Raw genomic sequence first — 22,741 nt, forward strand, 5'->3', positions numbered from 1 at the left:
CCCGGCGGATCACCCTCTGCCATGGCGAAGCAGATCGATGATGCGCGCCTGGTCGGCCGCCCCCAGGTCGGGATAGATCGGCAGGCACAGCACCTGATCGGCGGCTTCATGGGCGACCGGCAGAGGCTGCGGCGCCACCTGGGGTCGGTCACGGAAATCCGCCAGATCGCTGACCAGCGGGCAGAAGTAGCGCCGCGCGTGGATGCCATGCGCTTTCAGGCGAGCCTGCAGGGCATCCCGGCTTTCGCCATAGTCCGGGCCGACGCGCACGGGGAAATAGGCATGGTTGGGTTCCTCGCCCGGCCACAGATGCTGGAGGCGCAGCCCCGGCACGCCGTCGAGCCCTTCCCGGTAGCGGGCATCAATGCGGGCACGCTGGCCGATGGCCGCCTCTACACGCTCCAGTTGCGCCAGGCCCAGCGCGGCGCAGAACTCGTTCATCTTGCCATTCAGGCCGACGCCTTCCACATGGTTTTCGTCGACGATGCCGAAGTTCTTGAGACGATCGATCACTGACTTGATGGGCGCATCGCGAGCCACGATCGCCCCACCTTCGAACGTGTTGAAGACTTTGGTGGCATGAAAGCTCAACACCGACAGATCGCCCCATGACGCCAGGGCACGTCCCCGCAGACGCACGCCAAAGGCATGTGCGGCGTCATACACCAGTTTCAGGCCGTGCGCCTGCGCCACGGCTTCGAGCGCATCCACGTCACAGGCATGCCCGTAGCAATGGACCGGCAGGATGGCGCAGGTGTCGGGGGTGATGACCCGTTCGACCGCACGGGGGTCCAGGTTCAGGGTGACGGGGTCGATGTCGGCAAACACCGGGGTCAGCCCCGCCCATTCGATGGCCTGGACCGTGGCGACGAAGGTGAAGGGGCTGGTGATGACTTCCCCGCGCAGGCCCAGGGACCGCAGGGCCAGCATCAGGCCGATCGTGGCATTGGTGCACAGGCTGAGATGCGCCACCCCGAGGTGCCGCGTCAGTGCGGCTTCGAACCTATCGTGGAAGACACCGCCATTGGACAACACGCGGCTGGACCAGATCTCCTCCAGGCTGGGCAGCAAGGCCTCGAGGGGGGGCAGCTCCGGTCGCGTCACGTAGATGTTGTGCATGGTGTTCGTGACGAGTCCTGAGAATGATGGCGATGGGCCGGGCGCTAGCGATTCACCCGGGCCAGCCCGGATTCGGCATCCACCTCGGGTTTCCAGCGCGGGCGCCACAGCACGGAATGCGCGATGAAGTCGCCCAGCATGCGTGGCGGGTCCGTGTCTTCCTTGCGTTGCAGCCGCCGGCGCAGCCGCCAGATCGAGAATCCCAGGATCCAGGCAAGATCCGCCAGGGCGCCGTAGGCGCGGCCATGGTGCTTCACGAAATAGCGCCGGCGCGATTCGAACCAGTAGGCGGGCCGGCGCGGGATCACTGTCTGACGTCCTGTCACCCCAGTGCTTTGCCCGGCGATGTGCATCACGCGCGCTGCCGGCTCGTACCACACCTCCCAGCCTGCCCGGCGCGCACGGCGGCAGAAGTCGGTTTCCTCGTAGTAGAGGAAATAGCCCTCGTCCATCAGGCCCACCTGCTCGAAGACCTCACGGCGCACCACCATGCTGGCCCCCGACACCCAGTCCGCGGTTTCCGCCTGCGGCCCCATGCGCCGCGCCACCAGCCGGGAGCGCAGGAGGCGCGTCACCAGGCCCAGGCGCACACCGTTCTCGAACTCGCTGGCAATCGACGGGAAGCGGAAGGCATAGGGCCAGGACTGACCATCATCGTTGTCGATCCCGCTGCCGACGATGCCCGCGCGCGGATGGCGTTCCAGGAAGCCCACCAGCGCCGCCACGGCCCCGGGCTGCACCACCGTATCGGGGTTGAGCAGCCAGATCTGGTCAGGCACTTGCGGCCAGCGCAGGGCCTCGCGCACCGCCACGTTGTTGCCGTAGGAAAATCCACCGTTGCGCGGCGTCTCACGCACCTCGGCCCAGGCCTCCCAGCCTTCGTCGGCGATCGCCTGGCGCAGGTGGGCGGCTGAACCATCGCCGGAGGCGTTGTCCACCACCAGCACCCGGAAGCAACCGGCACCCAAGGGGTCTTCCGTCGCGAGAGACCGCAGGCAGGCCACCACCAGCGGCGCCGTCCGGTAGTTGACGATGGCCACCAGGGTGCGTGCAGCGCAGCCTGGTCGGCTGGGATCGGCCGGCAGGCTCACACCACCTCCACCTCGGCCGCGGCGGCACTCGCTGGCGCTCCCACCGAGGGGGAGTCGGCCGATGGCGTGGCAGCGATACCGGTGCTGGGCCCGCCCGGCGCATGCCGCTGCAAGGCCGCATCGATGCTGGCCTGCATGGCCTGCGCCAGGACGCCCACATGCGGCTCCTGCAGCATGCTCGTATGGCCTCCTGGCACGTCGATCACGCTCACCGCACCCTCGACGCGAGGTCCCCATCCCAACTGAGGATCGCTGTAGATGTCTTTGTAAGGTTCATCAGCTTGACTGCCATCACCCTGAAGTCCGCGGAACACGACCACATCCCCACTGCGGAACACCCCCTGTGGCTGATGCTCCCTGTGGGCCACCTCGTACATCTTCAAAAAATCCAGGCCATGATCTTCTTCCGAGGGCGGTGCCACCGCATCACCGCGTTCGGCACGATCGCGCATCGCCTGAACCTTCCGAGCATTCTGGAAGCGCTCCAGCCGGGACTGCAGCTCGTACAGCGCGAGATTCCGGGTCTTGGCCAGCATTTTGGGCACGGCCTTACCGATACGCTGGAAGGTAGAACCCGCACTCGGGTCATTGAGCGTTCCCAGGAAGCGATGCAGCCGGTTTTGAGTGTGTCGGAAAGGGCGCTCCTGAGCGTGAACGTCCGCCGCGTCCATGATGCCGACGAAAATGACGCGCTGGCCTGCATCCTCGAGCTGGCGCGCCATCTCGAAAGCGATCACCCCGCCGGCGCACAGCCCGGTCAGCAGGTACGGTCCCTCGGGCTGAACGCTTCGCATCGCACGGACATGGGCTGCGGCCATGTCGACGATGCGGGTGTAGGTGTAGCTGCCGTCGGGGCGCATTTCGGGCTGCAAACCGTAGATCGCATGACCCGCATCGAGCTTGAGAGCCAGGGTGCGATACAGCAGCGTCTCGCCTTTGCCATCGTGCACGAAAAAGATGGGCAGTCGGTCGCCGCCAGCGCGGATACGCACCACGGTCCTGGGCAGGGCAGCCCCCGCTTCGCCCGACATGCGCTCGGCCGGCGCGGGGCTGCCGCCTGTGGGGGGGGCGTCCTCTGAGGTGTCGGCAGGAGGGGGTTCGATCAGTGCGGCCAGAGCCTCCACCGTGGGAGCCTCCAGCAGTGCGGTCAGTGGCAACACCTTGCCGGTCTTGCGCTTGAGCTTGTTGATGACCTGCACGGCCAGCAAGGAATGTCCACCCAGGTCAAAGAAGTTGTCGGTGGCACTCACTCGGGACACACCCAGCATTTCGCCCCACATCTGCGCAATCAGCTGCTCGGTCTCCGTGCGAGGCGCCTTCCAGTCCGCGCCGGATGCATCGGCTTGCGATGTCGCCACAGCCGCCGGCTGGGCCGGCATGCGCAGTTTCTCGAGCGTGGCGTGTAAGTCTTGGGGCGACACAGCCACCTGCGGTAGCCGGCCATGGGCCAGCACCCGCTCCAGCACCTGAGCCCCCTCGGCGTTGCGCAAACCTTCGGACCGACCCATCTCCAGCACTTTGTTGGCCGTGGCCCGCGGACGCGGATCGCTCGAGGCCTCGACGGTCGGCGCAGCGTCGAGCAACGCCTTGTCTCGCACCCGCACCATCGTGAACTCCCGGATGTCCACGAGCACACGACCGCTGTCATCCATGACGGTGACGTCGTAGACGGCGAACTGCGGCACCGGCTGGGACGGCGCACGCAGTCGGACATGGCTGTACACCCGGGCCGTCAGTGGCGCGAACGCACGCAAGCAGCCATACGACGCGGGCACAAAGAAGTCGCGTGTCTCGTCGAAACCAGGAATCAACGCCTGCGCTCCCGCCGTGGCCAGATCCATCATGGCGGGATGCAGCTCCATTTGCGCCAGGTCGTCACGGTAATGCGAAGGCAACTCCAGCGTGACCAGCGCCTCATCCCGACCGAAGTCGATGCGCTGCAGGTTGCTCCACCGGGGGCCGAACTGGAGGTGAACCGGCTGTTCATCTCCTCGGAAAATCTGATGACGCACCGTACAACGCGCTGCAATGACTGAGGGGGCCTGCACCGCCGGCGGCTCGGCATCCACATAGCCCACCTCACCACGGACATGGTCGGTCGCTCCATGCTCGCTGCCGTCCGCCGCGGGACTGCTCAGCACAAAGTCGTACTGCCCGCCCGGCAGAGGGCGCAGGTGCAAGCGCAACTCTCTGTCCTGACCGTCACGGACCACGAATGGGCTGAGGAAGGTGACGTCCCGCAATTCGAGCGTGCGAGGCTCGCTGCGTTGTGCGGCGGCCGCGCGCACGATTTCCAGGTAGCCCGTGCCGGGGATGAGCGCCTGCCCACCGCGGATGCGGTGTTCGTCGAGCAGCCAGTGACGATCCACTGCGAAGCGGGTGCTGTACACGCGCTCGTCGCCGGTATCGAGAAGGCAGCGATCCAGCAGCGGGTGATCCACCGGCACGCCCCCCTCCTGCGCAGCCTCGGACGCCCCTTCCGATGTTCCGATGCCGAGCCGGCGGGCGAGTTCGGCCGCCATGCCGACCTCTTGCCACTGGCTCCAGTTGATGGCCACGGTGTAGCGGCCATCGGTGACGGTACGCTCTTGCGCAAAGGCGTCGAGAAAGGCATTGGCGGCGGCGTAGTCGAACTGGCCTGCCAGACCGGCGAAGGAACTGATCGAGGAGAACAGCACCAGGAAGTCCAGCGGCATATCGCCCAGCGCCGCATGCAGCGTGAGCGTGCCCTGGACTTTCGGAGCCAGCACCGCGGCGGCGGCCTGCGGCGTCTTGAGTTGGATGACGCCATCGTCGAGCACGCCTGCTGTGTGCAGCACGCCGTGCAAGGCACCAAAACGCGCCACCGCTTGCTTGACGACCTGGCGCATCTGAGGAAGGTCCGTGACATCGGCCTGGGCCACCATCACTTCGGCCCCCTGGGATTCCAGCGCCATCACCTGACGAATCCGTCGGCTGGTGGCTTCGCGGGGCCCCTTCTCGCGAACCCAGTCGGCCCAGCCCTCGCGCGGCGGCAGGCCGGAGCGACCCACCAGCACCAGGCGGGCCTTCACCGAAACCGCCAGATGTTCGGCCAGGGCCAAGCCCACGCCGCCCAGGCCCCCCGTGATCAGGTAGACCCCTCGCTCGCGCAGGCCGGCGCGGCCTGGTCCCGGCCGCTCCAGCCGTACCGGCGCAAAGTCCTGGACCCAGCGTTCACCCAGGCGCAGCGCCACCACCTCATCGATCGGCGCGGCGGCCAGTTCGGCCGCCACATCGGCCGCCAGCTGTACGGCCTGCCGTGAACCGCGGGCTGGCACCTGCACATCTACCGCACAGCAGCGGATGTTGCGGAACTCTTGCGAGATCACGCGGCACACCGCAGCGGCGGTGGCCTTGGCCGGAACGAGGCCGGATTCGGCGCCCACGCGCTGCAGCCGGTCGGTGACCACCGCCAGCCGCATCGGCTCGCTCCAATCCTCCCGACCGATGGCCTGTGCGAGCTGCAGCAGGCTGTAGAAGCCCAGGCGCTGCAGCTCCTGCGCCGTCTTGGGGCTGTGGTCGAGGCGACGATCGCCGGTGACAGACCACAGATGGAAGATGCGGCTGGGCAGCGCGCCGCTTGTGCGCAGGGCGGCAAAGAGGCGGTCGTAGTCGCCAGCCGCATCCGGCGTGATCGTGAAACTGCCGTCGCCCCGTTGCGCATAGGCTCTGCCCGGTCGCACGCGCGTGACCACATGGCCTGCTTCGCGCAGCTGTCGAGCGAGCTCTTCGCCCAGGCCGGCATCGTCCTCGAACATCAGCACCGGCCCGTCCAGCGGCTCGGGCTGGCGCCTCGCGACACGCTGCCAGACAGGTTCGTAAAACCAGTCGGCCATGTCGGCGCGACGGACCAGACGCTCCTCCAGCGTAGGCGCAGCCTGAAGTGACAGGCCCGGCTCGATCCAGTGGCGTTGGCGGTCGAATCGATAGGTCGGCAGCGGCACGCGATGGCGCCGCTCGCCCTGACGGAAGCGCGCCCAGTCGATGGGCGCGCCCGCGGCCCACAAGCGCCCCAGGATGCCCAACACGTAGGCTTGATCGTCAACTTTCTCTTCGGGATGGCGCAGCGAGTTCAGCACCACCTGCTGCGGCTTGCGCGCGCTGTGCTGACGAGCCAGCGACGACAGCGTACGACCGGGCCCCACCTCCAGCAGGATGCGGTTCTCGTCCTTGAGCAGCTCCTGCAGGCCATCGGCAAAGCGTACCGTCTGACGCAGGTGGCGCACCCAGTACTGCGGGTCGGTCGCCTCGGCCGGGGTGATCCACGTGCCCGAAAGGTTGGAGACGAAGGGGATGGTGGGCGGCTTCATTGCCACCCGGCGGAAGAACGCGCCGAACTCCTCGAGGATGGGATCGAGCATGGACGAGTGAGCCGCCACGTTGATGCGGACCCGGGCGGCTTCGATCTCTTCGGCCTGCAAAGCCTGTTGCAACGCCTCGATGGCCTGCACCGGACCGGCCACCACCGTGAGCGAGGGCCCGTTGACCGCGGCGATCGACAACTCCGGGCCGATGCGCGCCAGCACCTCGGCTTCGGGCAGCGGCACGCTGAGCATGCCGCCTTCGGGCAGGGTTTCGAACAGGCGGCCGCGCAGCTCGACCAGCGTGAGCGCATCGTCGAGGCTGAACACCCCGGCCAGATGGGCGGCTGTGTACTCGCCCATGCTATGCCCGATCATGGCCGAAGGCGTGAGGCCCCAGGACATCCAGAGCCTGGCCAACGCGTACTGCGTGGTCAGCAACAACGGCAGGGCCCGCGAGGGCTGCTCCAGGCGCCGCGCCGCTTCAGCCTCCTGGCCCGCCGGCGGGAAGAGCAAACTCCTGTAGTCGGCGCCTCCGCGTTTGGCCAGCAGGGCCAGGCATTCGTCAACGGCCTGGCGATAGACTGGCTCGCTACGATAGAGGTCGGCCCCCATGCCCGGGTATTGCGCGCCGCCACCTGCGAACATGAACGCCAGACTGTGGCTCCCCAAGGCCCCTGGCAAGCTGATCACGCGCTGCGGATCCATCGCCTCCAGCGCCTGGGCGGCATCGGCCGCATTGCGCGCAACGACGAAGCGACGCAGCTTCATCGGCTCGCGACCCACCTGCAACGTATAGGCCACGTCGGCAAGGTCGATCTGCGGGTGTTCGCGCAAGTGCGCAGCCAGGGCCGCGGTGTTCGCATCGAGCGAGGCCTGTGACTTGGCCGAAAGCATCAGCAACTGGTGCTCGCGCGAAGGGCCCGAAGGCTGGCGCGGCGGAGCCTCTTCCAGGATGACGTGCGCATTGGTGCCCCCCACGCCCAGCGAACTCACGCCGGCACGACGCGGCACACCTGGCGGCGGCGTCCAGTCTTTGAGGGTGGCATTCACATAGAAGGGGCTGCGCTCGAACTCGCACGCCGGATTGGGCTTGGAAAAATGCAGCGAGGGCGGCAGCTGCCGATGCTGCATCGCCAAGGCCACCTTGATGAAGCTGGCTACACCAGCGGCGGTGTCGGTGTGGCCGATGTTGGTCTTGACCGACCCGATACCGCAATAGCCGGTCTTGTCGGTGCCTTCACGAAAAGCCTGGGTCAGCGCTGCGATCTCGATGGGGTCACCCACCGGCGTGCCGGTGCCATGGGCTTCGACATAGGTGATGGTGTCAGGCGTCACGTTGGCGATGGCCAGCGCCTCGGCGATGGCCCGGGCCTGGCCGTCCACGCTGGGGGCCATGTAGCCCACCTTCATCGAGCCGTCGTTGTTGACCGCCGATCCTTTGATCACCGCATGAATGTGGTCGCCATCCGCGATGGCATCGGCCAAACGGCGCAGCACCACCACCCCCACGCCGCTGCCAAACACCGTCCCCTTCGAGTCGGCATCGAAAGCATGGCAATGTCCATCGGGAGAGAGGATCTCGCCTTCCTGATAGACATAGCCTTGGCGGTGCGGCAGCTCGATGGTCACGCCACCAGCCAAGGCCATGTCGCATTCGCCGTTGAGCAGGCTCTGCACGCCCAGGTGGATGGCCACCAGCGAAGTCGAACAAGCCGTCTGCACATTGACGCTCGGGCCCTTGAGGTTGAGCAGGTAGGAGACCCGGGTCGTCAGAAAGTCTTTGTCATTGCCGGTATGGCGGATCAAGAAGAAACCCACCGACGAGACGAGCGCGGGGTTCGTCAGCAGGTTGTACGGCATGTAAGCGTTGTGGCCCGAGCCACCGAACACACCGATCGAGCCGGGGAAGGCCGCCGGGGTGTGCCCGGCGTTTTCTAGCGCCTCCCACGCGCACTCCAGAAAGTGACGGTGCTGCGGGTCCATGATGGCCGCTTCGCGGGGGCTGAAGCCGAAGAAAGCGGCATCGAACATCTCCATGTCGGGCAGCACGGCGCCCACCGGCACGTAGTTCGGATCGCGCAGCTGGGCCGGCTTGACGCCAGCGGCCAGCAGCTCTTCCTCGGTGAAACGAGTCAGCGATTCGACGCCATCACGCAGGTTGCGCCAGTACTCATCGAGGTTGCGCGCGCCGGCAAAGCGGCCCGCCATACCGACCACTGCGATGTCGGTATCCAAGCCGGTGGAAGACGTATCGTTCATGCGTTCAGTCCAAGGAGAAGCGGTCATTTGGGCTCAGGCGTCCTGGTCCGTGGTGGCAGCCGCTCGCAAGCCCTGGCGGCGCTGCAGCGCCGCACGACGACCTTGTGCCCGATCACGACCTTGCTGAACCGCCACCCCGTCAGCGCCGTTCTGTCCCAGATAGGCACTCAAACTCTCGATGGTCGGGAAACGGAAAATGTCGGTGATCGACAGATCGCGCCCCAAGGCCTCGCGCAGACGGCGATGGGCCTGCACGGCCAGCAGGGAGTGACCGCCCAGGTCGAAGAAGTTGTCGCGCGTGCCCACCTGCGGGAGCTTGAGCACATCCCTCCAGATCGCGGCGATGGACTGCTCCAGGTCGCTGGTGGGCGCCACGAAGCTGGCAGCCGGCGCTGGAGCCGGGCCGCTGTCGGGCGCCGGCAGGGCTTTGCGGTCGATCTTGCCGTTGGGAGTTTGCGGCAGTGCGGCCAGCGAGACGAAGTGCGAAGGCACCATGTACTCGGGCAAACCAGCGCGCAGATGGTCGCGCAACTGCGCAGCGGTCGGCATCTGCCCAGTATGCGGCACATGGTAGGCCACCAAGCGCACATCGCCCGGGCTGTCTTCGCGCGCCACCACCACCGCTTCGCGCACCGCAGGGTGGCTCAGCAGACGAGCCTCGATCTCACCCAGTTCGATGCGGTAGCCCCGCACCTTCACCTGATGATCCAGACGCCCGAGGAACTCCACCGTGCCGTCGGGGCGCTGGCGCGCCAAATCGCCGGTGCGATAGACCCGGCCACCGGCAGCGCCACGGAAGGGATGCGGCAGGAAGCGCTCGGCCGTGAGTTCCGGGCGATGCAAGTAGCCGCGCACCACGCCCTTGCCGCCGATCACCAGCTCGCCCGGCACACCCACCGGCACAGGCTGCTGGCGTCGGTCGAGGATGTAGATCTCCTGGTTCGCCAAAGGCCGGCCCAGCGGCACGATGCCGTCGACGTCCTGCACCGGGTGCACCGCCGACCAGATGGTGGTTTCGGTCGGTCCGTACATGTTCATCAGCACGCCGGGGATCAACGCCTTGAGGTCACGCGCCAGAGAAGGCGGCAGAGCCTCGCCCCCCACCATCATGCGGCGCAACCTCTTCAAGCTGGCCACGGCCTTGTCATCGTGCGTGAGCATGCGCGCCATCGAAGGCGTGCACTGCAGGTGCGTGACGGCATGGCGCTCCATCTGAGCAGCCAGCGAGAAATCACCCGCCACCACACGGCGCGGTGCGGACAGCTTGCGCAGCTGATTGAGGTATTCCAGATGCGACAACACCGTTTCGGAATCGACGCCGAAATCGATCAGGCAGGCGATCTCGTCGACACCGATGCCCTTGATGCGATCGACCATCGCCAGGCAAGCTTGCGGTGTGCCGAACAGGCCGCTGGTTTCGTAGTAGCGCTGGAACGAGTGCTCCAGCAACGCCGTCATCTCGTCATGACTGAGGCTTTGCAGATCGATGTTGGCGCTGGCCTCATCCATGCCCTCGCGACGCTTGAAGGCCGGAAAGGACCAAGCGTACTGCTTGACGAGGTTCAGTGAGCTGCGCAGGTATTCGATCAGCGGCTGGCGCACCTTTTCGCGCACGGTGGCTTCATCGGGGCCCACAAAGGTGTGCAGCATCAGCGTGACATGGCCCTCGCCTTGGTGGCCGGCCTCCCTCCAAGCCTGGCGGTAGGCGGCCAGTTTGTCGGCCAGTTCCTCCACCGACTGCCCGAGCAGGTGGGTCAGGACATTGGCGCCCAGCCGGCCGGCTGCGATGAAGGTCTCTGGGTTGCCCGCCGAGGTCACCCAGAACGGCAACTCGGCCTGCACGGGGCGCGGCAGCGTTCGCACCTCCACCGGCTGGCCGGTGGCGCCAGGAAAGCTCACGGTTTCACCACGCCAGAGTCTGCGAACGGTCTCGATGCCTTCGAGCATCACCTGCTTGTTGCGGGCGAAGTTCTCGGGCTTGAGCACGAAGTCGTTGGGCTGCCAGCCCGAAGCGAAGGAGATGCCCACACGCCCCTTCGACAGGTTGTCCACCACCGCCCATTCCTCGGCGATGCGCGCCGGGTGGTGCAGCGGCAGCACCACGCTACCCGAGCGGATCTTCACGCGCTGGGTGATGGCCGCGATCGCCGCGCTGGTCACCGACGGGTTGGGATACAACCCGCCAAAGGCATGGAAATGGCGCTCAGGGGTCCAGACCGCCGCAAAGCCGTGCTGGTCAGCGTACTTCGCGCCCTCCAAGAGCAGCCGGTACTTGTCCCCTGCACCTTCGGACTCGTCACTCGAGAAGTAGAAGAGACTGAAATCCACCGGGCGGTCGGCATGCGGGCCCTGGGCCGGCAAGGCGGCGCTGCGGTCTTCGTCAGAGGAGATCACCACCTTGAAACCGCGCGTGAGCGTCCAGCACAGCTCCAGCACCGAGATATCGAAGCTCAGGCTCGTCACGGCCATCCAGGTGCCGGGTTCGTCCCCGCCCAAATGGCGATCCATGCCGGCGAAGAAGTTGACCACGTTGCGGTGCTCGACCATCACACCCTTGGGGCGACCCGTCGAGCCCGAGGTGTAGATCACATAGGCCAGATGGTGCGGCTGCGCCCCCCCGTCGAATGGCTCGGTCGATTCCGTCTCGATGGACGGCCAATCACTGTCCAGGCAAAGCACCGCGGCGCGATGAGGGGGCAGATCGTCACGCAAACGCGCCTGGGTCAGCAGCACCGGAACCTTGGCGTCCTCGATCATGTAGGCAATGCGGTCCGGGGGATACGCCGGGTCCAGCGGGACGTAGGCTCCACCGGCTTTGTGCACAGCCAGCAGCCCCACCATCATCTCGACCGAACGCTCGACGAACAAGCCGACCAGCACATCCGGACCCACACCCAGCCGTGCCAGACGCCGAGCCAACTGATTCGATCGCTGGTCGAGCTGCGCATAGGTCAGCGACTGATCCTCACAGATCACAGCCACCTGATCGGGCGTGCGAGCCGCCTGCTCGACGATCAAATGGTGGACGCAGGCATCGGCACGAACCGCGCAGGCGGTATCGTTCCACTCATGCACGACACGATGCACACCGGCTGCATCGAGAACGGGCAACTCGCCCAGCGGACATTGCGGATGCGACCGGGCATGGGTGAGCAAAGTCACCCACTGCTGGTGCAACTCCCTCACCTGCGCAAGCGACAGCTTGTGAGCATCGAAAATCCAACGAGCCGTCAGACCGTCTGCGGCGATCCCCACCATGCACTCCGTCCCCTGCGCCGCACGGACATCGTCCAGGCTTCGCGCGACCTCGACCGCCACCGGAAAAACCCCCGGATCCCCAGCCGACGCCGCAAGAGAACGCAATTCGACCGACCGTGCGACCAAGTCTGCAGGGTAACTTCCGCGACGGCGCAGATTGGCCAGCTCTTCCATGAAAGCATTCCGCCAATCCGCAAACGGCCGAGCGAAGTCCACGGCGACCCTCAACGGCACCTGTGGCGCAAACCATGGCCGCGCCCGGTGCTGGCCTATGTGCTCATCGGCATAGCCCAAGTCAAAGCTCTCGCGGTCGGCCAAGCGTGCCAAGTGAGCCACCAAGGCCGCCACCACCTCGTCGGCTCCGCCCGCTCCTGCGGTGTCTTGCGGCAACTGCACGTCGTAGTGCTCATAAACCGGAACCGCCTGGTGCGACGTGCTGCGGTCGATGAAGGGGAGTGCCACGGGGTCACGCGACTCCAGGCGTTCGACCCAAAAAGCCTCGTGGGCACTGGCTGCCGCGTCGAGCCGGGACAGGCACTCAGCCAACTCGCCCACAGGCGCCTGAAGGCGCACCCCAGGCTGCACGAAAGAGGCCTCCAGCGAACGCCCCAGTGCGTCACTCAGCCCAAGCAACTGCACGTCTTCCGAGGTCGTCGCCACCGTGATGCTCAGCCCGTCCACCGCCAGCACGGTGCCTGCGGGTTGACCCGAGCGCGATGCCAACACACGGGCCTGCGACACGCAGACCAGACGCCCATCATGAACGAACTTCGCTCTGCCTACAGGGTTGGCGTAGCTACCGAAATCGAGCGCCCGCACGAAAGCGGCAACGGCAGCAGCCTCCTGGTCGAAGGGAATTGAACAGGCCGCAGCGGGGCGGTCCTTGCGGCGGAAGTAGCGCTGCGGCGGTGTGGTTTGCACCCGCGCCGGAAAGTCCCCCGCGGCCACGTGCGGCAGCAATTCCTCGAAGCCGGCAATCCCCGCTTCGAAACACTTGGTGTTCAGGCTGAGCGCCGTCTCGTTCTCGTCGATGGCAAACCGCCGCTGGGCCAGGATGGCGCCCTGGTCCACCTTGTCAGTCATCAGGTGCCAGGTGATGCCGTACTCCCGCTCGCCGTTGAGCAAGGCCCACACCGGCGTGTTGAGGCCCGCATATTCGGGCAGCGGACCGTCGTGGAAGTTGATGGCGGCCACGCGGGCCAGCGCAATGACGTCAGCGGGCAGGACGGTGAGGTTGGTGACACTGAAGACATAGTCCAGCGGCTGCAGGTCCGGTGACTCACACAACTGGCGAGCATCGTGCAGGACCCGAACCCCCTGCTGGCTGGCCCAGCGCTGGATGGCAGGGCGATGGCTCACCACCGCACAGGCCACGTTCCCGGCCTGGATGAAGAGTTGGGCACACTGGATGAGGAGAGATTCGTCGCCGATGAAGGCAGCGCGCATGGGGTTGTGCATGAGGTCTTTCCGAGGGGCCCACAAGGACGGAACCGTTGAGCCGAGCGCCTTTGCGGGCTCTACATCGATCGATGCGGAATTCTCTTCCAGCGATTGAGGGGCAACATCCCCCTAGATGGGTGCGAGACCACGACGATCCCTTCCCCCCAGGCGCCCGGGCTCATGAAGTTGTTTCAGATTGTGTGCAGTGGGCGTGGCGCGCATGTGTCGCTCAGCTCCAGGCGCGCCCCAGGAGACCCCCTCATTTGAGGGGAAAGTCACATTCGGCGCCCTACCCCCTCTGAAACATCTTGTTGCGCGCGTTCATGGTCCCTTACGGGCCCGAGGTCTCGCGCGCCTTAGCATCCGCTCCAAGCTTCTTCGCCCCCTGGTGCCAAGCGCACAGACTCAGTCTGACAACGCCGGGTTGCAGAGTCGCCATTCAGTCCCCGGCCCTCATGCCAGGGGTCCCCTGATACGGCCGCCCTGCCATCTACACCCCAAGCCAACGCCGCAAGCGGCAACCGTGCCGACGGGTCTTGTCTGGTCTTGTCAGAAATAGTGGTTACCATGCAACTAACTGTAAACAAACCTCGCCTCTCGATGCTCGCTGAAGTGATGGCAGCTTGCGTCGTGTTGTCGGCTTGTGGAGGCGGAAGCGGCTCCAGCAGCGCCGTCGACGACGTCCTTCTTTCCGCCCCCGTTGACGGGCAAGACGAGCACGTCGATGCCCAGGGCAAACGGTGGTACTGGGATGGCACCCGCTGGGTGCAAGGCGTCAAGCCCTCGCCGAGCCCTTCTCCTGCCCCGGCCCCCGCGCCCGCCCCTTCTCCGGCCCCCGCCCCTGCACCGGCCCCCACCTCGTGGACGTTCTGCGCCAACGAGTACCAGTACTGCTCCTTCTCCGGAACAGCGCAGGTTCGCTACGGGGCGAACGGTGTTTATGCGTATGGCACTTTCACCAACGGCGTGCCGTGCGGCAACGACGCGTTCGGTGACCCCATCAGCAATGTCGTGAAGCGTTGCGAGGTCGGGACGACCTCCACTACGGCACCCGCACCGGCACCGGCCCCTGCTCCTGCACCGGCTCCTGCACCGGCTCCTGCACCGGCACCGGCACCGGCACCGGCACCGGCACCGGCACCGGCACCTGCACCTGCACCTGCACCTGCACCTGCACCGGCTCCGTCAGTGGGAGAGGCTCCGGTCACTCGCGTTCAGGCCACACGTCTTTCCGGGCCTGCTCCACTGGCCGTCATGTTTGACGCTACGAGCACGTCTGCTCCGTCGGGAATCAACGCTTTCCACGGGCTCACCTACGAATTCGACTTTGGTGATAACCGCGGTTTGAATTGGGCTCACTCCGGGCGGTCAAAAAACACCGAGGTTGGTGGTCCGTTGGCTGCTCATGTCTACGACAACCCTGGTACCTATACTGTGCGAGTCCGCAGTCGAACTGCTGCGGGGGGATATTCTGATACGACCCTGACCATCACGGTGCAGGATCCCTCTGACGTTTTCTCCGGCCAGAACACATTGTGCGTCTCGGCAATGGCCGACTACACGGGATGCCCCACCGGGGCAGCTAGGGTGACCGGTCTACCGTCCAGCTACGCCGGCAAGCGCGTGCTTTTGCGCCGCGGCGAGAGCTTCCCCGCCATCAACATCGATCGCCGAGACGATCAAGTGATCGTTGGCGCCTATGGTTCGGGTGCGAAGCCGCGTGTGCCCAGTGTCAATATCAACACGGGGCAGATGGGCACGAACTTCGCGGACGAGATCACGATCATGGATCTGGAAGTTACCAGTGGAGGCATCTACCACAGCGACTCCGGGTCCCGCTACCTGATCTATCGAAACGACTTGGTAAGTCCCAGTGGGAACAACCGAATCGAGATCGGTGGAGCATTGGACTTCTATGCGTCACGCAACCCCTCGATCCCTTATTATTTCCCTCGGGAAATATTCATCGTCGAGAACAATGTATTGGGCCGAGTGAACAACACTCAGAGCCCGTTCATGAACCTCGTCGGATTGGGGTCTAGGTTCGCAGTGCTTGGCAATGACGCTAGCCGTGCTGAACAGCATACCAGCCGCTTCTTTGCACTACATAAGAGCGTGATTTCGCACAACGCGCTGCGCGGACAGGCATACAGCGGCACCGGAGCCTCTATCCGACATGCGATGAAGATTCACTCCTCTGGCCTTGGTGCGTACAACGACCTCTGGCACACGAGCAACCGCTGGGCAACCAGTCAGGTGATCGTCGCCGATAACATCTTCGGTGACCCTGCAGACAACAGCTCCTGGACTGCTGCCGCTGGTCCTCAGAACCGAGATGCCGGAACCGATGAGGGGATCGAGGACATGATCATCGAGCGCAACAACTTCTTCCGGGGCCCGTACACCAACACGGAGATGTATTTGGTAGGTCGTCGCATCACTGCGCGTGGGAATACTCGCGCCGATGGTGGTCGTCCCAACCTCAGCATCGGAAGTCCTTCAGTGACGATGCCTGCCGAGTGGCATGGCCCTTACTACCTGCAGTAATGGTTTATCACTGAATCAACTTCTCAGAGGGGCGCTGCGGCGCCCTTTTTCATGTGGATTTCGAGCACTTCCTGATAGATAGACGAAATCTGTTTAGCCTTCTGTGGCCAAATATGCTGCTGTTTGACGCGGCTTAGAGCGCGAGCCGACAGTTCTCGAACGTCGTGCATGCCATCAAGCAGCCTCTCGACCGCGCTTCGCACAGACTGAACCATCGCGTCACGGGGTGCGATAGGGACTTTGATACCAATTTCGGCATCGACCAGTTCCCCGGGACCTCCGTAGTCGACGACTACGGGCACAACGCCCAGTGCCATGGCCTCGAGCACCACGCCTCCGCCAAACTCTCGAATACTCGGGAACCCGAGCACATGCGATTGGCTCAGGATGTCCTTCACCGACTCGTGCGTTTGCCATCCGTGCAGCGTGACGGAGCCGGCAACATCGTGATGAGCCACGAATGCCTTCAGCTCCGGCATCATGGGGCCATCTCCCACCACGCCCACATGCACCCAACCGCTCTTCAGGAACGGCAGCATGGCTTCCAGCAAAATGTCAGGCCCCTTGTAGGGCACCAGGCGTCCGACGAAACACACCTTGAGGACCTTGCCGTCATAGGGGGCAGCCACTTTCGAGAGAAACTGCTCGCTGATCCCGTTTTCCGGCATGTAGAGCACATCTTGCCGACGCCCAAGCCGCGCCAGCTCCATCTGCGTATGTCTGGATCCCGCGATGACCACCGAAGCGCGTGAGACGGTCGCGCGCACTCCTGGAAGAAATTGGTAGGCCGACCGGACGTACGACAGCCACTCCTTCTCCTTCAACCTGACGTCCCCATAACCCTCGGGCCACGGAAGGCCCCCATTCAGCGGGCCCATGATGAAGGGCACGCCTGCTTTCAGGCACTTGCGGTGCAAGGGGCTGGGCGCGGTAGGCGTCAAAGGTGTCAGTCTGTGCACCAGATCGAACTCACGGTTGCGTATCGCGTCGCCGAAGCGTTGCCATACGAGTCGCTCGAAGTATGGATACACGATGCTGCTCAACGCCGTCTGCGTCGTCCACCCCAGCGTATTTCCCCCGCGCAGCATGCCCGCCAAGGCATACATCGGCCGCTCGACGCGCTCGGAGTCGATGGCCGTGAAGTCGATGCCCTCGCGCAATCCCTGCCGAAGGAATGCGTCACGGTTCCTCACCTGCGTGACGATATGAGCATTCACCTGTTTGGCGATGGCTGTCGCAAGCGACCAACCAACCAAGGGAACACTCACCCATTCCGGATTGGCCTGTTCTGCAATGAGTAGGACTTTCATGTCAGATGCGCGCTCGAGTTGGATTCGCCAGCGTTGAACAACGCCACCAGGTCTTTGGCTTGAACATCGATGTCATGCCGGGCAATCGCTCGTTCGCGAGCTGCCTGACCCAGCCGAGCGAGGCCTGGCCCATCGGTCAGCAGGCAATACTTCAGGGCTGCGGCCAGTCGGTCCACATCTCCGGCCGGTGCCAGCCATCCGCATTGCCCCTCAAGGACCAGCTCAGGAATGCCCGCCACGAAGGTCGACACCACCGGGCGGCCCAGCGACATGGCTTCCATGAGGACCACCGGCAGGCCTTCGGCAAAGCTGGCCAGCACCAGGGCGCGCGAGCGCAGGATCTCTTCGCGGACCTGCTCGCTGCTGATCCAACCGGTCACGCGGATGCGGTCAGCGATTCCCAGATCCTCGGCCAGCTGTTCGACGGCTGACCTCAACTCGCCGTCGCCTGCCAGCACCAATTCGCACGCGACCCCTTCATCCTTCAGTCGCCGCAATGCGCGCAGCAGCAGAAGCTGTCCCTTCTCCGGACACAAGCGGCCAACACAGACCAGCCTCGGCGCCTCGACGGGGTGGACGGTCACGTCCTCATAGAAGCTTCGGTCCAGGCCGCAATGCACCACGTGGATCTTCGGCCAATCTTCCAGTCGGCACCAGCGATAGAGTTGGGCACGCCCATACGAACTGACCGCCACCACAAAGGCCGCCCGGCGAATCTTCTCGGGCAGGCCGATGAACTGGGGCTTGTCGGTTTCCTCCGAGCCATGGGCCGTGAAGCTGTAAGGCAGGCCCGTGAGCACCCCCGCCAGCATGGCCACTTCGGCGGGGTTGGTGCCGAAGTGGGCATGCAGGTGGGACACCCTGGCCTCCTGCAGCCAGCGCGCCAGGACGCAGGCCTCGGCCAGGTAGATCCAGTGCACTGGGAGAGGCCGGTCCGATTTCCGGCTCATGCGCGTTGCCAACCACCAGGCACGCACGAAGCGTCGCGGAGCAGCCACTGCGCAGCGCGCGGTGGCAAACATCAGGGCCGCCAGGCCGCCCTGAAGCACGTAGCGCGTCTTGGCCCGTTCGCTCACGTCCTGTGCATCCACGATGGGCTCGTCCCACCCCCGCAGCGCAAAGCGCTCGACAAGCACCCCCTGGCGCTCCACAGCCAGGATTTCGCGGCGAATGAAACTGTGGCTGACCTTGGGGTACTGGTTGACGAGGTAGGCCACGCGGACCGTCGGGGCGGCCGTGGTTGGGGAAGAGGTCTGCTCAGACATAAACGCGGTGGCGATGACACCAATGCACCAGAACGTAGAGCGCCCAGATGCGCGACCAGTACAGGCCGGGGGCCCCTTCCTTGAAGGCCTTCCACAGCCTGGCCACGGTGTCGGGGTCGAGTCCCGCGGGGCGCACGAGTTCGGGGTCGTTCAGGGTTTCGTCGATCCGCCGGCCCAGCTGGCTGCGCAGCCAGCGGTCATAAGGCAGCTCGAATCCGGACTTGGGCCGGTCGAACAAGGCCGGATCGAGCCCCTTGAGGCCGATGCGTCTGAGCAGCGCCTTGCTGCGGATCGGGTGATAGCGAACCGCCTCGGGAACTCGCTCGACCTGCTCGAGCAGCATCTGGTCGACGAGGGGCAACCGCACCTCGATGGAGGCTGACATGCTCACGGCATCGGTGTCACGCAACAGCCGCTCCCCGAGGAACAGGCGCTGTTCGAGCGCGCTGATGGCCGCGAGGTCCGACCGAGATGCCGTCGCATCGCCCAGCCAGGCCCGCATGGCATCCGGCAGGCCGTCGCGAACGCGGTCGCGGGTCTGCGGCCCGAGCAGTTGTCGATGCTGCTCGGGCAGGAACAGCGCGTAGGCCATCTGGTACAGGCCCAGCAAGTCCTCCCCGCGGGCCACCATCTCGGGAAGCTTGGCCCAGCGGGTCTGGGCAGGAAAACCGCTGCCCGAGGCCTGCTTCAGGGCCGCCAGCCCGCTTGCAAGGTGGTGCTTGAGCGCAGAAGGCATCCACCCTGTGCGACGAGCCCAACGGGCCAGCACGGGCAGGTCGCGAAAACTGGTGTAGCCGCCAAAGAGTTCATCTCCTCCGCTGCCGACCAGCGCCACCTTGAAGCCGGCCTGGGCCACGGCATGGGACATGAAATAGGAGTTGAGCCCGTCGAAGCTGGGCTGGTCCAGGCTGGCCAGCGCGTCGTCGAGCCGCGACGTGAACAAGGACTCCGTCAGGAGCAGTTCACGGTGCTCGGTCCCGATGGCCTGCGCAATGCTGCGGGCATAACCGCCTTCGTTGTGCTCGGCCTCTTCAAAGGCCAGCGTGAAGGTGTGGATGGGAGTCTGTGACGACTGTTGCGCCAGATGGGCCACAGCGGAGGAGTCCACCCCGCCGGACAGGAAGATGCCCAAGGGCACGTCGCTGGCCAGATGCAGCCGGACACAGTCCTTGAGGGAGGCCGCCAGCTCCTCGTCCGAGACGGCGTCCTTCTCAGCGTGCCGGGGCAGGCTCCAGTAGGCGCGGCGCTCGAGCGTCGCCCCCCTTGCATCGAGCACCTGCAGCTCGCCAGGCCACATCGTTTCAATGCCTTCGACGATGGACTGCGGCGCCACGGTGAAACCGTTCCAGACCACGCTGGCCACACTGGCCGGGTTCAGGCGGGGCCTGCCCTGCAGGCCGCTGGCCAGCAAGGCGCGCAGTTCGGAGGCAAAGGCAATGGACCAGCGCCCCGCCGGATCGGGGTTGCGCATGAAGTACAGCGGCTTGATCCCGAGCGGATCCCGCGCAAGCGTGAGCCGGCGCTCGCGCTTGCGCCAGAACGCAAACGCGAACATGCCGCGAAGCCGGGGGATCGCGGCTTCACCCTGCTGGCTCAGCGCCCTCAGCATCACGGCCGTGTCACCGCTGGACCCCAGATCGGTCCCGCCATGGGGCAGTTGCGCACGCAGTTCCCGGTAGTTGTAGATCTCCCCGTTGAGCACCACGACATCGCCCGACGACGGGTCGATCATGGGCTGGATGCCGCTGGGCGAGAGGTCCAGGATGGCCAGGCGGCGGTGGGCCAGCATCGGGCCCCAGCCCGTCTCGTCAGGCTCGGCCTCCCAGAACCCGTCCGCATCAGGGCCACGATGCGTCATCGCATCCGACATGCGCCGCAGGGCGGCACGATGAATCTCGTCGATCTGGCCGACGATGCCGGCGATGCCGCACATGGTTCGTGAAGGAGGGGTAAGGGTCGACGAAAAGAGGTCAGGGGGTCATGGGCGCGGGAGTCCGCTGCATTTCCTGCACGGCCCGGCGCTTTCCGACAAGCAGCACCCGTCGGTGGTAGCGCCTCAGGAAGGCTCGAAAGGCGGGATCCTCGTAGCGGGGCTTGCGCTGGATCGCGCTGCTGAGCCAGCCCCAGAGCATGGCCAGGCTGCCCAGAATGTAGGGTTTCTGGTTCATGCGGGACACGGCGCTGGCGACCATGAATACGAAGCCCGTGCCCATGAAGTACTGTCCATAGCCATGGCGCATGCGCCCGGTGAAGATGCCCTTCTGGCTCGATCCCATGGGCCTCAGATGAATGAAACGCAGCTCCGGTTCGTCCCAGCTGCAGGCCTGCCACCCCCGCATCCGGCATTGGTGGCAATCGATGCCGTCCCACATCACTTCCCGCACGAATCCGCCAATGGCCTGGAAGCACGAAACCCGATAGAACTTGGTCATGCCCAGCGACGTGTCGTCACCATGGCGCTCGTTGACCATCTCGCCGTCTTCCTCGATGTAGGCCTTTCCGCTGCAGGTGGCAATGCTGCGATCGTCGTTCATGCGACGCATCAGGATCTCGAAGTAGCGTGGCGGCAGGCGCAGATCGAGGTCGAGCTTGCACAGGAAGTCGTACTCCGCCGGATCGATGGCGGCATACCCGCTGTAGAAGGCATCCACCACGCCCGGCCCCACGGCCCGGTGCCCGCGGTCGGATCGTGTGACGATCTGGATCCAGGGATAGCGCTGCGCGTACTCCGCCAGGATCGCCGGCGTCTCGTCCGTGGAACCATCATCGACGATGACCCATTTCGCCGGTAGCACCGACTGGGCCAGGACGCTGTCCAGCGTCTGGCGCATGTAGCCCGCCTCGTTGCGGCACGGGGAAATGAGGACGTAGCGCTGGCCGTTGCTCATGAGGACACACCCACCTTGGCCGGCAAGAACATCAATGACGCCATTCGCCTGCCAGCAGGTTGAACTTGAAACGAGGCAGGTCGTCATAACGGCCCACCGGAATGCGTGACACGGCAAAGCGGGAGTCATCGCGGCGCCAGAGCCCCTTGCGGGTGGTCAGCGCCGTTGCGAATCCCGCGGCCTGGGCACGGGCCATCAGCTCCTGGTTGTGGTTCCCGTTGGGATAGGCGAAGTGATGCACGGCCTGCCCCGTCCATTCACGCAGCAGCTGTGCCGAGCGCACCATGGTCTCCTGCGCATCATCGGACGGAATCTGATCGAGCAGGCTGTGGCAGTCGGTGTGCGCCCCCAGGGTGACCCAGGGCGACTGCGCCAGCTCCAGGAGCTGCTCCATCGCCAAGGGCGCGAGGGGCTCAAAGTCGTCGCGCCGATGCGGCGCCAGCTGATCCACCACGGCATCAGCGGCCGCCTCCCGATGCTCGGGCGCGAGCGCCTTGAGCGCTTCGAGCAGCGCTCCCAGAGCACGCCAGCGAGCCTCTCCCGATCCAGCCTCGATGGCAAAGGCCGGCAGGCCAAAGCCTGCCAGGTCGAGCGTCAAGGGCCGGCGCACCTGCAGCGCATTCATCACACGGTCAAACCAGTAGGGGCGGCCGCTGGCGATGTGTCCGGTGGCCACACAGATGGTGACCGGCAGCTGCAGGCGATCGAGCACGGGCAGCAGGTAGCGATGCAGGCCGGTGTGCCCGTCATCGAAGGTGATGACGGCCTTGGGGCGCCCTTGAGCTTCGGCGCCGCACAGATGCGTCATGGCCTCGTCGAGGGATACGATGTCATAGCCCTGCCGGAGGAGGTCGATCTGTTCCAGGAAGTCGGACTGGCGAACCACCGTCCAGGCATCAAAGGCTTCATCATCGGCACCCAGGGTGTGGTACATCAAGACCGTCACAGGATCGCCTCGCAGCGCCCGGGCTCGCATGAGCGGGTACAAGCCGTTCGAGGTCAGCACCCTGCGTCCGAGCTGTTTGGGAGACAAGGCTGACAGTGACGCAAGCGGCATGGGGATCTGACCAGACGGGAGGAGCGGTGCAAGCCAGCCAAGGGCGCACCGCCTCTCGACCCGGCGCCCGGCCATGGGTTGATGCGATTATTCTCCGGAGGCAGCCCAGGTTGCGACCCCCCACTTGGGCGTGTACCGGCACAGGGTCCTGAGTCACACTGCGCTCGCTCCAGGCCCAGGCG

At 65.3% G+C, this 22,741-nt stretch carries 11 protein-coding genes and 1 pseudogene; 1 reads left to right on the plus strand and 11 read right to left on the minus strand.

From position 1 onward, the window contains the following. Positions 1-9 precede the first annotated feature (9 nt). The 6 genes and pseudogenes from ACK4ZD_RS00130 to ACK4ZD_RS00155 form a co-directional block, all read right to left on the minus strand. The gene (locus ACK4ZD_RS00130) at positions 10-1,119 is read right to left on the minus strand and encodes a DegT/DnrJ/EryC1/StrS family aminotransferase (protein ID WP_409656957.1); all 1,110 of its coding nucleotides are present in this window, start codon (positions 1,117-1,119) and stop codon (positions 10-12) included. Positions 1,120-1,163: 44 nt separating this feature from the next. Continuing rightward, the gene (locus tag ACK4ZD_RS00135) at positions 1,164-2,210 is read right to left on the minus strand and encodes a glycosyltransferase family 2 protein (protein WP_409656960.1); all 1,047 of its coding nucleotides are present in this window, start codon (positions 2,208-2,210) and stop codon (positions 1,164-1,166) included. Continuing rightward, positions 2,207-8,794, minus strand: a complete 6,588-nt coding sequence (locus ACK4ZD_RS00140; protein WP_409656963.1) for an SDR family NAD(P)-dependent oxidoreductase — start codon at positions 8,792-8,794, stop codon at positions 2,207-2,209. Before ACK4ZD_RS00140 ends, ACK4ZD_RS00135 begins: the two co-directional genes overlap by 4 nt. 33 nt (positions 8,795-8,827) lie before the next feature. After that, on the minus strand, positions 8,828-12,226 hold the full coding sequence (locus tag ACK4ZD_RS00145; protein ID WP_409657438.1) for a MupA/Atu3671 family FMN-dependent luciferase-like monooxygenase: 3,399 nt from the start codon (positions 12,224-12,226) through the stop codon (positions 8,828-8,830). A gap of 813 nt (positions 12,227-13,039) precedes the next feature. Then, positions 13,040-13,297: pseudogene (locus ACK4ZD_RS00150) on the minus strand (formyltransferase family protein); the annotation flags it as partial. A gap of 1,237 nt (positions 13,298-14,534) precedes the next feature. Next, positions 14,535-14,669: a hypothetical protein gene (locus ACK4ZD_RS00155; RefSeq protein WP_409656966.1), complete on the minus strand. Its 135-nt coding sequence runs from the start codon at positions 14,667-14,669 to the stop codon at positions 14,535-14,537. Between the two features lie 11 nt (positions 14,670-14,680). On the opposite strand from ACK4ZD_RS00155, the gene ACK4ZD_RS00160 reads away from it, so the two are divergent. Continuing rightward, positions 14,681-16,039 carry a PKD domain-containing protein gene (locus tag ACK4ZD_RS00160; RefSeq protein WP_409656969.1) on the plus strand — a complete coding sequence of 453 codons (1,359 nt, stop codon included), beginning with the start codon at positions 14,681-14,683 and terminating at the stop codon, positions 16,037-16,039. A gap of 23 nt (positions 16,040-16,062) precedes the next feature. Here the strand turns inward: ACK4ZD_RS00160 and ACK4ZD_RS00165 are convergent, their stop codons facing one another. The 5 genes from ACK4ZD_RS00165 to ACK4ZD_RS00185 are packed head-to-tail and all read right to left on the minus strand — an operon-like array spanning position 16,063 to position 22,535. Next, a complete protein-coding gene (locus tag ACK4ZD_RS00165; protein ID WP_409656972.1) occupies positions 16,063-17,349 on the minus strand; it encodes a glycosyltransferase family 4 protein in 1,287 nt (428 codons plus the stop codon). Then, the gene (locus ACK4ZD_RS00170; RefSeq protein WP_409656974.1) at positions 17,346-18,614 is read right to left on the minus strand and encodes a glycosyltransferase; all 1,269 of its coding nucleotides are present in this window, start codon (positions 18,612-18,614) and stop codon (positions 17,346-17,348) included. The genes ACK4ZD_RS00165 and ACK4ZD_RS00170 overlap by 4 nt, the downstream gene beginning before the upstream one ends. Next, entirely contained in the window at positions 18,607-20,547 is a 1,941-nt protein-coding gene (asnB, locus tag ACK4ZD_RS00175) for an asparagine synthase (glutamine-hydrolyzing) (RefSeq protein WP_409656977.1), read from the minus strand. Before asnB ends, ACK4ZD_RS00170 begins: the two co-directional genes overlap by 8 nt. A 37-nt stretch (positions 20,548-20,584) precedes the next feature. Further along, entirely contained in the window at positions 20,585-21,502 is a 918-nt protein-coding gene (locus ACK4ZD_RS00180; RefSeq protein WP_409656980.1) for a glycosyltransferase, read from the minus strand. A 31-nt stretch (positions 21,503-21,533) separates the two neighbouring features. Then, on the minus strand, positions 21,534-22,535 hold the full coding sequence (locus tag ACK4ZD_RS00185; RefSeq protein WP_409656983.1) for a polysaccharide deacetylase family protein: 1,002 nt from the start codon (positions 22,533-22,535) through the stop codon (positions 21,534-21,536). Positions 22,536-22,741: the final 206 nt, after the last annotated feature.

It is taken from the genome of Caldimonas sp. (genome assembly GCF_046291045.1).
GTDB lineage: Bacteria > Pseudomonadota > Gammaproteobacteria > Burkholderiales > Burkholderiaceae_C > Caldimonas.